This is a genomic window from uncultured Spongiibacter sp. (genome assembly GCF_964011655.1).
Lineage (GTDB): Bacteria > Pseudomonadota > Gammaproteobacteria > Pseudomonadales > Spongiibacteraceae > Spongiibacter > Spongiibacter marinus.
Window position 1 is genome coordinate 1 of the sequence record NZ_CAXGPO010000054.1, and the last position, 13,154, is coordinate 13,154.

The following is a 13,154-nucleotide window of genomic DNA, read 5'->3' on the forward strand; positions in this document are numbered from 1 at the left end:
AAATCTCTGGTAATCGTGGAGTCGCCGGCCAAAGCTAAGACGATCAACAAATATCTGGGGTCAGATTTTGTTGTTAAGTCCAGTGTGGGCCATATCCGGGACCTACCCACTAGCGGCAGCAGCAAGGCCGGGGCAGATCCGAAGGAGCGAGCCAAGGCCGCCGCGCTAACGCGCAAAATGTCGCCGGAAGAGAAAGCGCGCCACAAAAAGAAAAAGGCGCGTGAGCAGTTGGTGGCGAGAATGGGCGTTGACCCGGAAAAAGGCTGGAAGGCGCGCTATGAAATACTGCCCGGCAAAGAAAAAGTCGTCAGCGACCTGAAAAAGCTGGCCGCCGATGCCGACACCATCTATCTCGCGACCGACCTTGACCGCGAAGGGGAGGCGATAGCCTGGCATTTGCGCGAGGCGATTGGTGGCGACGACTCGCGCTACAAGCGCGTCGTTTTCAACGAAATTACCAAAAAGGCGATTCAAGAAGCCTTTTCCGCTCCCACCGAGCTCGATATCAACAGGGTTAATGCCCAGCAGGCGCGTCGCTTTCTCGATCGCGTTGTTGGTTATATGGTTTCGCCACTGTTGTGGGCAAAGATTGCACGAGGCTTGAGTGCAGGCCGAGTACAATCGGTGGCCGTGCGCCTGATAGTTGAGCGCGAGAAGGAAATCCGCGCTTTCGTGCCAGAGGAATACTGGCAAATCCATACGAACAATCGCGCTGCGGCAGGGCCGCTGCGTTTGGAAGTCAAAAAGCAGGGGGCGAACAACTTCCGGCCCAATAACAAAGAGTCAGCGATGGCGGCGGTGACCGCGCTTGAAGCCGCAAGCTTTGAAGTAGCCAGCCGCGAAGACAAGCCGACGCGGAGCAAGCCTGGCGCGCCGTTTATTACGTCTACGCTGCAACAAGCGGCGAGTACGCGCTTGGGGTTTGGCGTTAAGAAAACCATGATGCTGGCGCAGCGCCTCTACGAGGCGGGTTATATCACCTATATGCGTACTGACTCGACCAATTTGAGTAATGACGCTGTGGAAGCCTGTCGAGGGTACATTGAGCAGAATTTTTCCACGCGTTACCTGCCTGGGCAGCCCCAACGCTACTCAAGCAAAGACGGTGCTCAGGAGGCTCACGAGGCGATTCGCCCCTCCGACGTCAATGTCGAGCCGACCCAATTGTCCGGCATGGAGCGGGATGCGGAGCGTCTTTACACCTTGATCTGGCGGCAGTTTGTTGCCTGCCAAATGGTGCCTGCTGAGTTCACCAGCACGTCTATCACGGTCAAAGCGGGGGAGTTTGAGCTGCGTACCCGCGGCCGCGTGATGCGCTTTGATGGGTTTATGAAGGTTCAGCCGCCGGCTGCGAGCAAAAAAGACGACGATCAGGAACTGCCCGATGTAAAAGTCGGAGATCATCTTGAGTTGCTTGAGGTTGATCCCAGTCAGCACTTTACCAAGCCTGCGCCGCGTTACAGCGAGGCAGCGTTGGTAAAAGAGCTTGAAAAGCGCGGCATCGGCAGGCCATCGACCTATGCGTCCATTATTTCTACGATCCAGGACCGCGGTTACGTAAAAGTTGAAAATAGACGCTTCTACGCCGAAAAAATGGGCGATATTGTCACCGATCGTCTAGTCGAGAGTTTCAGCAATCTTCTCGACTACAGCTTCACCGCGCGGATGGAAGAGTCCTTAGATAGCGTTGCTTCTGGCGACAAAAACTGGACGGCGCTGCTGGATGAGTTTTACAGCAATTTTAGGGCGACCCTCGAAAAAGCGGAGGGCAGTGACGATGGGATGCGCAGCAACCAGCCCACCGAAACGGATATTCCCTGTCCGAAGTGCGGGCGTAATATGCAAATCCGCACGGCCAGCACCGGTGTCTTTTTAGGGTGCTCGGGTTATGCCTTGCCGCCCAAAGAGCGTTGTAAGCAAACCATCAATCTGGTTCCCGGTGAGGAATTTATTAGTATTGATGCGGAAGACGAAGAGGCAGAGTCTCGGGTCTTGCGCAGTATGCACCGTTGCAAGCTGTGCAACACGGCAATGGAGAGTTACCTGATCGACGAAAGTCGCAAATTGCACATTTGTGGCAATAACCCCGATTGCAGCGGCTATGAGATTGAGCAGGGCGCCTTTAAGGTTAAAGGCTATGACGGCCCAATTATCGAATGTGATAAGTGTGGTGCTGACATGCAGCTGAAAACGGGGCGCTTCGGCAAGTATTTCGGTTGCACGAGCGAGAGCTGCAAAAACACACGCAAATTACTGCGTAACGGCGAAGCGGCACCGCCGAAAATGGACCCGGTTCCTATGCCGGAGTTGCAGTGTGAAAAAGTCGATGACCACTACGTACTCCGCGACGGTGCCTCCGGACTGTTCCTGGCTGCCAGTGGCTTCCCCAAAAACCGTGAAACCAGGGCACCCAAGGTGAAAGAGATTCTGCCTCACCAGGCAGAGATCGATCCTAAATACGCTTTCTTGTTTTCTGCGCCAGCGCAAGACAACGAGGGGCGAGATACTGTTATTCGCTACAGCCGTAAGACCAAGGAGCAGTATGTGCAGTCTGAGGTTGACGGCAAACCCAGTGGTTGGTCCGCCTTTTATGAAGGCGGTAAATGGGTGGCGCATGTAAAGCAGAAAAAAGCGGCTAAAAAATCGCCAGTGAAGAAAGCGAAGTAGGGCGTATGTCAGAGAGTTACCGGGGGCAGTGCAACCTCCATTTACACTTCGCTAAGCAGTATCTCGCTGACAGTGAAGGGGACGCCGAGCCACAGTGGAGCGGGCATTATCAGCGAGCTTGTGTTGAGTCTGCGTTGTGGCAGCTACGGCTGGCCTACGAGTGCCATTTGGCCGACTTACTCATCCAGCAACCGCTATATAGCCAGACTTTACCCACTGGGCGTATGAATGCTCAAGTATTGACGAAGGCCGCGCACCCTCCGGAAATTGCAGAGTTGGCTGATCGCGAAATACACGATGATCAGTTGAAGTGGATGCTGGACTACCGTTTTGTGCGCCAGCCCGGTGATGCAAAACAGTACAACCCGTCGCTGCTAAGCACCGTTACGGTTTCTGATCAGGACGATATTGAGCTTGCTAAGGGCTGCTTGCAGTTCCTCAGCGAGCTGATCGCGAGACACCGAAGCACACTCTTGGAGTATTGATAGGTCGGTCTACTGACAGATTGGCCTACTGGTCGCTGGGTTTGTTACACTTAGCAAACGCGTCAACGCGTGGTGATAACAAACAAGGGAAACTCTGTGCTGGCTTATTTAGAATTGGTTGAATTGGCAAATGGCGATATCGTGCTTCAGCGTTCCGAAGGCGACGAAAAGCCATTGGTGATGATCCGGTTCTCAAGTGAGGCCAGAGAGCAAATTCCAGGCTCATGTTTAGAGATCGCCCGTGCAATGGTGCAGGCTGGTCTAGAAGCTGCGCAGGTTGTGAGCGAAGAGCTTAGTGACGACGCCGCTGAAGCACAAGACGACGATCAGGACGATATTCACCCCCCATCAAAGACCCTCCACTAGGGCATAGAGCACCTCTTTACCCCTTATGTATCGTGGCTGCTGGGTCCCTCTTGGCTGTTAATTTTGAAGCTGTATCACCAGGCACTCGGCGTCGCCAGCCAGCGCTGCTCGCTCTAGAGCGCAGCGTTGTTCTGTGCTGAGGGGAGTGTTCGTCAAAACCGCCACGGTGTGACTTTTCCCGCGCTCCAGCGCTCGTGCCGCAATATTGCAGAGGCTGCCGCCGTTCGACACAACCTGTAATATTCGCTGGCCGCGATCTTTGCCGCAGGCATCGAGTAATGGTTTGAGAGGTCTGTCTGCAACCCAGCACAACCAACGCTCCTCAGTTTGTCCGCTTAGCTGCATTAGCATGGCGGCCAGCAGCGTGCGTGACAGGTGCGCCTGGCTGCTCAACATGATATCGGTAATGCGCGTAGCAGTGTTGTGCTGCTGAGCGTTTGAGAACAATGATGTTTGCTCGATCAGTGCCATGCTTAACTCCCGCGTCTCAGTACACCCACACTCAAGCCCTCAATGGCGAAGTCCTGTTCTCGCAGGTCAACTTCAATGGGGGCGTAGTCGGGGTTTTCGGCGATTAATAGCAATTGGTGTTTGTTCTTTTGGTGTTGCAAGCGCTTTACAGTGACCTCATCACCAATTCGCGCGACGATGATTTGTCCGTTCTGAGCCACCTGGCAGCGGTGTACAGCCAATAGATCATCTTCAAATATTCCGGCATTGATCATGCTGTCGCCGCGCACGCGAAGGAAGTAGTCGGCCGAGGGAGAAAACAGGTTTGGCGAAATCGCGCAATGGTCTTCAATGTGCTCCTGAGCCAGGATGGGGCTACCTGCAGCAACCTGGCCAACAATGGGAATGCCGAGGTCTTCGGGAAGGCGAATACCTCTTGAGGCGCCGGGTATAATTTCGATCGCGCCTTTTCTGGCCAGAGCCTTGAGGTGCTCTTCGGCAGCGTTAGGTGAGCGAAACCCGAGTTCTCTGGCAATGTCTGCACGGGTCGGTGGGTAGCCGGTATCGTCGATATGGCTCTTTATCAGCTCGAGTACTTGCGCTTGTCTGGCGGTTAATTTTTCCATGTTCTGGCATCTGTTTATCTATACAGTAACTGTGAGTATATACAGTATTTTGTTCTGTGCAAGCCGCGATCGGTAATTTTGATGTTGGCTGAAAGTGGGAGGGTAGATAAAAAGAAGCCCACCCGAAGGCAGGCAGGAGGGGGAGCGCGGAAAATTCAGTGTTTCAGTGGCTAGAATTCATCGAGGATGCCGTTGACAACATCGCTCTCGATTTCGTGTAGCGGGTTGCCGATCTGCTCCGGCATGATGCCATCATCCCAATGGCGGTAGTCGTCATCGCTGAGCTCGAACGCATTTCGCCAGTCCTCTGGCTCTTCAATACCGGTGAGCTTTAGCTGCCTCCAACTGTCCAAATCGTACTCGCAGATTTCTCCGTCAATTAATTGCACTTCTATTGTGTCCAGGCCTTCATCTGTAGCCACAACTTCGAACTGCTGACCGGTTTCCAGGTCTTTGTACCAGCAGCCTATCAACGCATTTAATGATGCCATAGCGTTCACCTCCTAAAGTACGTATCTCCAAGCTATCATGTCCCATCGGGCTGTCCAGTAGGGATTTATCCGAGAGCCCGGGTGTGGCTTTGTGTCGTTGTTATGGGCTTCAAGTTTAAATCTTCGCACTTTCAGTAAGATGCCCGGCTAAGTTAAACTGATTTTCTTTTTTTCACCCCGTTTTTTAGCACGCTAATGAATAAGTGGCTCGGGGTTAACAAGCAATCTGTATAAGTAGAGGGCAGCGTTTGATGTCGATGGATTGGATTAAAGGTATAGAGTTTTCTAGCTACCCTTGGCTCACGGAAGTGTTCATCGTTGTTCTTATTGTTCTGACGGCGAACTTACTGGCAGGCCGCTTGCTGAATGTTCTGGGCGAGCGTTTTAAACGCACGCATAACCTGTGGGATGACGCCGTTTTGCTCGCTGCGCGTCGTCCGCTGGTATTGTTGATATGGGTGGTCGGCGCCAGTCACGTATTAGAGATTATCGCCGGTAGCACTGACGCCGACATTTTTACCGCGCTGCAACCGTTCAGAGCCGTTGCGGTGATGGCGATTTTGGGTTGGTTTCTCGTGAAGCTGGTTCACGAAATCGAAGCGGGCCTGCTCTCCAGAGAATACAGCGATAGCGACGAGCCGATCGACCAAACAACGGTGATGGCGCTGGGCAAACTGGTGCGAAGCGCGGTCATCATTGTTGTGGTGTTGATGATTCTTCAGAACCTTGGCTACAGCATTTCTGGTGTACTGGCCTTCGGCGGCATTGGCGGGATAGCGGTAGGCTTTGCCGCAAAGGATTTGTTGGCGAATTTTTTTGGTGGCCTGATGGTGTATTTAGACCGTCCATTCTCTGTGGGCGACTGGGTGCGCTCGCCAGATAAAGAGATAGAGGGCACGGTAGAAAATATTGGTTGGCGGCAGACCCGAATTCGCACCTTTGACCAGCGCCCACTGTATGTGCCCAATGCCACGTTTACGCAGATCGCCGTCGAGAACCCATCGCGCATGCTGAACCGGCGTATCTATGAAACGGTGGGCGTAAGGTATGAAGATGCGAGCAAGTTACCCGGCATTATCAGCGGCGTAAAAACCATGCTGGAAGCGCACCCCGAGATTGATCTCAGAAAAACGCTGATTGTGAACTTCAATAAGTTCAACGCGTCGTCCTTGGATTTCTTTATCTATACCTTCACCAAGACAACCCAGTGGGTGAAGTACCACGAGATTAAGCAAGATGTTTTGCTAAAAGTCTTAGAGATTGTCCACGAGCATGGTGCTGATGTGGCGTTCCCCACCACCACGGTGAAAATGGACCCCTTGCAGATCGAAAATGCTGCTCGCCAAAGCGGAGCGGCCGGAGACGAAAAAAATGCGTAGACCCATTGCAGTTATTGGCGGTACAGGGCTGTGTGATTGGCCGGGGGCTCACATGTTGAGCAGTGAAGCCGTGGCAACGCCCTTTGGTGAGCCCAGTGCACCGGTTCAGCATATGGAGTATCAGGGGGCGGAGTTTCTGTTTTTGCCCCGGCACGGTGTGGGGCATTCGCTGCCGCCACATGCAATTAACTACCGCGCGAACATTCACGCCTTGAAGGCTGTTGGCGCAGGGGAAGTGATCGCAGTGAATGCGGTAGGGGGAATCAGCGAGCGCTTTGTTGCGGGTGTTATCGCACTGCCTGAGCAAATCAATGACTACACCTGGGGACGCGAACATGCCTTTTACGATGGTCGTGATGGCAAAGTTGAGCACGTGGACTTCAGTTACCCCTACTGTGAAGAGCTGCGGCTACGATTATGCGCCGCTGCCCAAGAGGCGGATATTGATATTGAGCCCTACGGCACCTACGCGGTAACTCAGGGACCGCGTTTGGAGACGGCTGCAGAGATACGCCGCTTGGCGCGCGATGGCAACGATATGGTGGGTATGACCGCAATGCCGGAAGCGGCACTCGCTCGGGAGGCCGGTCTGGATTACGCCTCCGTGTGCCTGGTGGTGAATCCAGGTGCCGGCCTGAGCGATACGCTCATTACGATGGAAGATATTCAGGCCGTTATTGATACCGGAATGTTGCAGGTAAAGTCGTTACTCTCCCACGCTATCGCCAGCCACGGGTAATTCCTGAGGCTTGCTGATCATAACCAGTAAGCCAAACAAGGGGTGGTCGATGTAGTGTAGCTCTTCGCTGCGCATGCGGCGCTCCTGCTTCATTACCACGATGCGCTCTACCGGCTCCGCCCCGGCAGGGATTGCGGGCTCAGCATCTGCTAGCTGGGGATTCTGTTTTAAAAATTCGGCGTACTCTGGACTATTTTCAAACGCCTCATCGACAAAGCCGTCCTCGTTTTCCGGTGCGGGTCGGTAGGGATGGCGGGGCAGGTAGTAATTACCGCCGCGTTCACCGAACTGAGAAAGCCAAAGCATGGGTTGCGCATATAGGTAGCGCTCCAAGGCAATGCGAATATAGCCCTCAAGCTCGAAGTGCTCGCCGACTTCCCGCCCGCCGCGAATGAGGATAGCTGGTGCTTTGCTGCGTGGTTGCAGGTCTTGAATCCAACTTTGCTGAGTAAGAATACGGTAGCGCGACGACAGCTGCAGAGAGCGTAGGGCTTTGGCGAATTGTGGGTGGTGCTGCTGTGTGCGTTGCAAGTGCCCGCGGCCTGTGTCTTTCAAGCTTTGCCAATCTCGCGGGTAACGCAGGTGCAGATTGTCTGGCCATGCCTCGGCATTGTTCGCTGCGGGATCGGTATTGGCGTAGACCACAATATCGATTTGGTAACGGTTGTCGGGCTCAGCGTGCAGTGGCGCGGCAATTGCGACAGCAAGTAAAAATAGCGTAGCGAGTTGAAAGCGGGGCATATCCTGGTCTCTTGTTGTTAAGCGCCGTCATCGACGTTTACTTTGTACTGGGTGTCAGTGCTGCTAGCAAGTCGTCAACGGCACTAATACGCTGTTCGGGGCTTTCCACCTCTTCTTTGAAGCGCATAGCGTTAGCGCCATCAAGTTGGTAGCGCAGAGCATTTTTCTGCACCAATTGAACAATAGCCATTGGATCCACCTGCGTGTCTTCGGCAAATTCCAGGCGTCCCCCTCCTGCTGATGCCTCGATTTTGCGTATACCCAGTGCTTCTGCTTTGAGGCGGAGCTGGGCACAGCGGAACAGATTTTTACAGGCTTCGGGGAGCAGGCCAAAGCGGTCGATCATTTCCACCTGTAGCTCGCGCAGCGCGTTGTCGCTAGTGGCACTGGCAATGCGCTTGTAGAGCATTAAGCGTTCTTGCACATCGGGCAAATAATCGTCCGGGATCAGCGCAGGAATACGCAGGTTTACCTCAGTGTGGTCAGCTTGGCTGTCTTCGAGGTTCACCGCTTTCCCGGCTTGAATGGCTTTTACGGCGCGGTCGAGCATTTCCATATAAAGGCTAAAGCCGATGGAGTGTATTTGGCCGCTTTGGCCTTCGCCGAGCAACTCGCCGGCGCCGCGTATCTCCATGTCGTGCGTCGCAAGGGTAAAGCCAGCGCCGAGGTCGTCGGCCTCGCTAATGGCGGTCAGGCGCTTCTCGGCGTCGCGGCTGAGCTGCTTGGCCGGAGGCGTTAGCAGATAGGCATAGGCCTGGTGGTGAGAGCGTCCGACCCGGCCTCGCAGTTGGTGGAGTTGCGCCAGTCCGAATTTATCGGCGCGTTCAATGATTATCGTGTTGGCATTCGGGACATCGATACCTGTTTCAATAATGGTCGAGCACAGCAGGACATTGTGGCGCTTGTGGTAGAAGTCGCTCATTACTTGTTCAAGCTCGCGCTCGCGCATTTGTCCATGACCAATACCGACACGTATTTCCGGTAGCATCGCCTCGAGTTCGCGCGCGGCTTTTTCAATGGTTTTGACTTCATTGTGCAGGTAATAAACCTGACCGCCACGCAGAATCTCTCGCAGTATCGCCTCTTTTATCAGCGCGTCGTCACGCTCGCGAACAAAGGTTTTTACCGATAAACGCCGCGCTGGTGGGGTGGCAATGATGGATAAATCGCGAATGCCGGACATTGACAAATTCAACGTTCGAGGGATCGGTGTGGCGGTCAGCGTCAGCACGTCGACTTCGGCGCGCAAATTTTTGAGGGCCTCTTTTTGACGAACACCGAAGCGGTGCTCTTCATCAATGATGACCAGGCCGAGATTGGCATAGCGAATATCACTGCTGAGAAGTTTATGGGTGCCGATAAGAATATCGATCTTGCCGGCTTGCAGGTCGCTGATTACTTGCTTTTGCTCGGCAGCTGAGCGAAAGCGCGACAGCACTTCAATTTTGACCGGCCAGTCTGCAAAGCGGTCGCGGAAGGACTCGTAGTGCTGCTGGGCAAGCAGGGTGGTGGGCACCAGGATTGCGACCTGGGTGTTGTTTTCCACGGCAACAAATGCGGCGCGAACCGCGACCTCGGTTTTGCCAAAGCCGACATCGCCACATACCAGTCGGTCCATCGGTTGCTCGGAGCGCAAGTCGCCCAGTACCGCATCGATCGCCAGCTGTTGATCTGGCGTTTCTTCGAAGGGGAAGTCATCCGCAAATTGCTGATAGTCGCCGCTCAATGAAAAGGCGCGGCCCTGTCGCGCCTCGCGCCGGGCATAAATATCGAGCAGCTCTGCTGCAACGTCGCGAATTTTTTCAGCGGCTTTGCGTTTGCTGCGACTCCACTGGTCGCTACCAAGTTTATGTAAAGGAGCCAGCTCTTCGTCGGCACCGCTGTAGCGACTTATCAGTTGCAGTGATGACACTGGCACGTACAGCTTGGCATTGTCGGCGTATTCCAGAGTCAGGAATTCATTGCTTTGCCCGTCTACATCGATGCTGTGTAGGCCGAGGTAGCGGCCCACCCCGTGATCGGCGTGGACAACGGGTGCGCCGATGCGCAGCTCTGCAAGGTTGCGGACTACCGCTTCGGCATTGTTGCTGGTGTTTTTGCGCCGCCGTCGGCTCTGTGAGACCCGGCGACCAAACAACTGCGGCTCGGCGACAACCGCGAAAGCCGTCGGCGCGCTGAACGCGAAACTCTCCTGTAGGGCGGCGGTAGTGATCGCCAAATCGCAGTCGGCGCTTTCAAAGGCCTGCCAGCTGTCGATCAGGGTGGGGCGCAGATGGTGGCGCTGTAGCAGCTCTACGAGTGCCTCGCGCCGCCCCGCCGATTCTGCACACAGTAATATCCGCCGGTTTTCGCTGAATGCGCGCAGCGCCGCCACGGGGTCGTCGGCGCGGCTGTCGATGTCGAGGACGGGTAGGGATTCAGCGGCCAGGTTGTGTTCAGGGTTGCTGACGCCGTCTCGGCCCAGGCGCAAACGGGGGTAGTGTTTGATGCTGGCAAACAGGTCTGGCACCGGCAGGAATAGCTCCGCGGGGCTTAACACGGGGCGCTGGGTGTCGCCGTTGCGCTGCTCGTAGCGTTGGTGAATGTCCTGCCAGTAGTGGTCCGCGGCGGCTTCTATGCCGTCGCAGCGCAGCAGCGTGACATTGTCCGGTAAATAGTCGAACAGGGTGCCGCAGCGTTCAAAAAATAACGGTAAGTAGTACTCAACGCCCGCCGGGGCAATACCGCTACTCACATCCTGATAAACCGGGCATTTGCGGTGGTCGACGTTGAAGCGCTCGTGCCAGCGCCGGCGAAATCCGGCAATGCCGTCGTCATCCAGCGGGAATTCCCGCCCCGGGAGCAGGTCGATTGCCTCAACCTGTTCCAGGCTGCGCTGCGTTTCCGGGTCGAAGCTGCGCAGGCTGTCGATATCTTCATCGAGAAAGTCCAGGCGGTAGGGCAGGTCGCTACCCATGGGGAAAATATCCAACACGGCGCCGCGCAGCGCGTATTCGCCGTGCTGAAAGACGGTAGTGACGTTGTTATAACCGCCATTTTCTAATTCCAGCCGGAAGGCATTTAAGTCGACGGCTTGACCACGCCTCAGCGACAGGCTGTGACTGCCCAGGTATTCCGGTGGGGCGATGCGTTGCATGAGCGACGTGATTGGCACCACAACGACGCCGCGGGTCATCTGACGAATTTCAGTCAGGCAGCGCAGCCGCTCGGAAATAATATCCTCGTGCGGGGAGAAGGTGTCGTAGGGCAGAGTTTCCCAGTCGGGGAGCAGCTTGACGGGCAAGCCAGCGGCGAAAAAATGCAGCTCTTGTTCGAGGCGGTAAGCACTTGCGGTATCCGGGGTGATCAACAGCAGGGGCTGCTCAATACGCGAAGCGAGTTCTGCGGTGACAAATGCCTGGCTGGCGGGGGTAACACTACCGAGATCAAGGCTTTGACGGTGGCTAAGAGAGAGCGTATTGGGAAGTTGTATCACTGTGCTTATATTCGTCGGTGGTCAGGGGCGGGCATTGTACCGCGTCGGCGCTTGCAGTCATAACCCCGACGATCACGGCAAATTTGCCAGGATTAGTACCGACATTGGTAGCAGTTGACAGTTGTGGAGGTTGATCTGGATGGCGTGAATAAAGATAATACGCGCTCCTGAATTTTCCCCCCGACAGCAAAGGGTATCTGCCGTGACTGAGAGAAGACGAGAGCGTCCTGATGATTACTTCGCCGACTGGAAAGAGCGCGAAGCATTAGCCGAGGGAATGATCCCTCTGATTGGTAAGCTCTACCGCAGCAATAACGTCAAAACCTATATCTACGGAAAGAATCTGGTCAACCTCTCGGTTCTGGATATTATGCAGGCGCATCGCTTTGTTCGTCAGGTTGAACAAAACGAGTTGTCTGAATTTGAAACCTTCCCCGTCATTCAAGCACTTGCTGGTTTGGATCTGGGCACGGCGCACATTGATGCCGGCCGTATTGCTGTTGCTTACGAAGAGCAAGGCAAGCCAGCAGGGCAGAGTGTCGACGAATTCGTTCGCAGCCAGGTTGCCGACCTGATCGGTGGCGTCAAAGAGCCTGCGCGCCCACCTCGCGATGTCGTTCTCTACGGTTTTGGTCGCATCGGTCGCCTGATGGCCCGTCTCTTGGTAGAGAAAGCGGGCGGTGGTGACAACCTGCGTCTGCGCGCGGTTGTTGTTCGCCAGGGCGGTGCTGAAAACGATCTGGTTAAGCGTGCCTCATTGCTGCGCCGCGATTCGGTGCACGGCCCCTTTAATGGCACCATCCGCGTTGATGAAGAGCGTCAATCTTTCGTGGCCAATGGCGTAGAAGTCAAAGTCATTTACGCCAACTCTCCTGAAGAAGTGGATTACACCCAATACGGTATTAACGATGCAATTCTGGTCGATAACACCGGTAAATGGCGTGACCCCGAAGGCTTGGCGACACACCTGGCGCGCCCCGGCATCGCCAAAGTGATCTTAACGGCGCCTGGCAAAGGCGATATGAAGAATATCGTTGCCGGCGTTAACAATGCAGAAATTCTCGACAGCGACACCATTATTTCTGCTGCCAGCTGTACAACCAATGCTATAGCGCCACCACTTAAAGTGCTGGATGACCGCTTTGGTATTGAAAATGGTCACGTTGAGACGGTTCACTCGTACACCAATGACCAGAACTTGATTGACAACTATCACAAGGGTGATCGTCGCGGCCGCAGCGCACCGCTGAACATGGTTATCTCTGAAACGGGCGCAGCGAAAGCTGTTGGTAAAGTGTTGCCGCAAATGCTCGGCAAGCTGACCGGTAACGCGATTCGTGTGCCGACCCCGAATGTGTCGCTGGCTATTTTGAAGCTGAACCTTAAAACGGAAACGACTGCCGATGAGCTGAACGAGTACATGCGCAAAGTGGCGCTGCACTCGCCGCTGCGTAAGCAGATCGACTACTCAAACTCACCCGAAGTGGTATCCAGTGATTTTGTCGGCTCTCGCCACGCCTGTATTTTTGACAGCGAAGCCACCATCGTGAACGGCAAGAGCGCGATTTTGTACTGCTGGTACGACAACGAGTTTGGCTACAGCTGCCAGGTGCACCGTATTTTGGGGCAAATGGCAGGGGTTTCCTACGCGGTATATCCAGCCGAGTAAGCAACGATACGGCCAGCAGCGCAGTTAGCGACGCTGGCCGTTTTGCATAGCGGTTCTGGCCGGTAT

Annotated in this window: 11 protein-coding genes; 6 read left to right on the plus strand and 5 right to left on the minus strand. The window is 54.8% G+C overall.

The window, feature by feature from the left end; genetic code table 11:
• From topA to ABNS66_RS15340, 3 genes are all read left to right on the plus strand, one after another.
• On the plus strand, positions 1–2,667 hold a 2,667-nt coding region (topA, locus tag ABNS66_RS15330), incomplete at its 5' end, for a type I DNA topoisomerase (protein WP_348655383.1).
• A 5-nt stretch (positions 2,668–2,672) separates the two neighbouring features.
• Entirely contained in the window at positions 2,673–3,152 is a 480-nt protein-coding gene (locus tag ABNS66_RS15335) for a DUF6586 family protein (protein ID WP_286694150.1), read from the plus strand.
• Between the two features lie 96 nt (positions 3,153–3,248).
• Positions 3,249–3,518: a hypothetical protein gene (locus ABNS66_RS15340; RefSeq protein WP_204995494.1), complete on the plus strand. Its 270-nt coding sequence runs from the start codon at positions 3,249–3,251 to the stop codon at positions 3,516–3,518.
• A gap of 57 nt (positions 3,519–3,575) precedes the next feature.
• Here ABNS66_RS15340 and ABNS66_RS15345 read toward each other — a convergent pair whose 3' ends face one another.
• The 3 genes from ABNS66_RS15345 to ABNS66_RS15355 form a co-directional block, all read right to left on the minus strand.
• Positions 3,576–3,989 (minus strand): hypothetical protein, encoded by a 414-nt coding sequence (locus ABNS66_RS15345; RefSeq protein ID WP_286694151.1) that lies wholly within the window; start codon positions 3,987–3,989, stop codon positions 3,576–3,578.
• Positions 3,990–3,991: 2 nt separating this feature from the next.
• Positions 3,992–4,594 carry a transcriptional repressor LexA gene (lexA, locus tag ABNS66_RS15350; RefSeq protein WP_027872603.1) on the minus strand — a complete coding sequence of 201 codons (603 nt, stop codon included), beginning with the start codon at positions 4,592–4,594 and terminating at the stop codon, positions 3,992–3,994.
• 170 nt (positions 4,595–4,764) lie between these two features.
• Positions 4,765–5,085, minus strand: a complete 321-nt coding sequence (locus ABNS66_RS15355; protein WP_204995492.1) for a DUF6763 family protein — start codon at positions 5,083–5,085, stop codon at positions 4,765–4,767.
• A gap of 251 nt (positions 5,086–5,336) precedes the next feature.
• Between ABNS66_RS15355 and ABNS66_RS15360 the strand changes: the two genes are divergently transcribed.
• A complete protein-coding gene (locus tag ABNS66_RS15360) occupies positions 5,337–6,464 on the plus strand; it encodes a mechanosensitive ion channel family protein (RefSeq protein WP_286840130.1) in 1,128 nt (375 codons plus the stop codon).
• Positions 6,457–7,203, plus strand: a complete 747-nt coding sequence (locus ABNS66_RS15365) for an S-methyl-5'-thioinosine phosphorylase (RefSeq protein ID WP_286840131.1) — start codon at positions 6,457–6,459, stop codon at positions 7,201–7,203. The genes ABNS66_RS15360 and ABNS66_RS15365 overlap by 8 nt, the downstream gene beginning before the upstream one ends.
• Here the strand turns inward: ABNS66_RS15365 and ABNS66_RS15370 are convergent.
• Both ABNS66_RS15370 and mfd read right to left on the minus strand, forming a co-directional pair.
• On the minus strand, positions 7,171–7,944 hold the full coding sequence (locus ABNS66_RS15370) for a CsiV family protein (RefSeq protein ID WP_286840132.1): 774 nt from the start codon (positions 7,942–7,944) through the stop codon (positions 7,171–7,173). The two genes, ABNS66_RS15365 and ABNS66_RS15370, sit on opposite strands and share 33 nt — an antisense overlap.
• Before the next feature lie 37 nt (positions 7,945–7,981).
• Positions 7,982–11,419, minus strand: a complete 3,438-nt coding sequence (mfd, locus tag ABNS66_RS15375; RefSeq protein ID WP_286840134.1) for a transcription-repair coupling factor — start codon at positions 11,417–11,419, stop codon at positions 7,982–7,984.
• A gap of 202 nt (positions 11,420–11,621) precedes the next feature.
• On the opposite strand from mfd, the gene ABNS66_RS15380 reads away from it, so the two are divergent.
• Complete coding sequence (locus tag ABNS66_RS15380) at positions 11,622–13,088, plus strand: glyceraldehyde-3-phosphate dehydrogenase (RefSeq protein WP_286840136.1); 1,467 nt, start codon at positions 11,622–11,624, stop codon at positions 13,086–13,088.
• Positions 13,089–13,154: the final 66 nt, after the last annotated feature.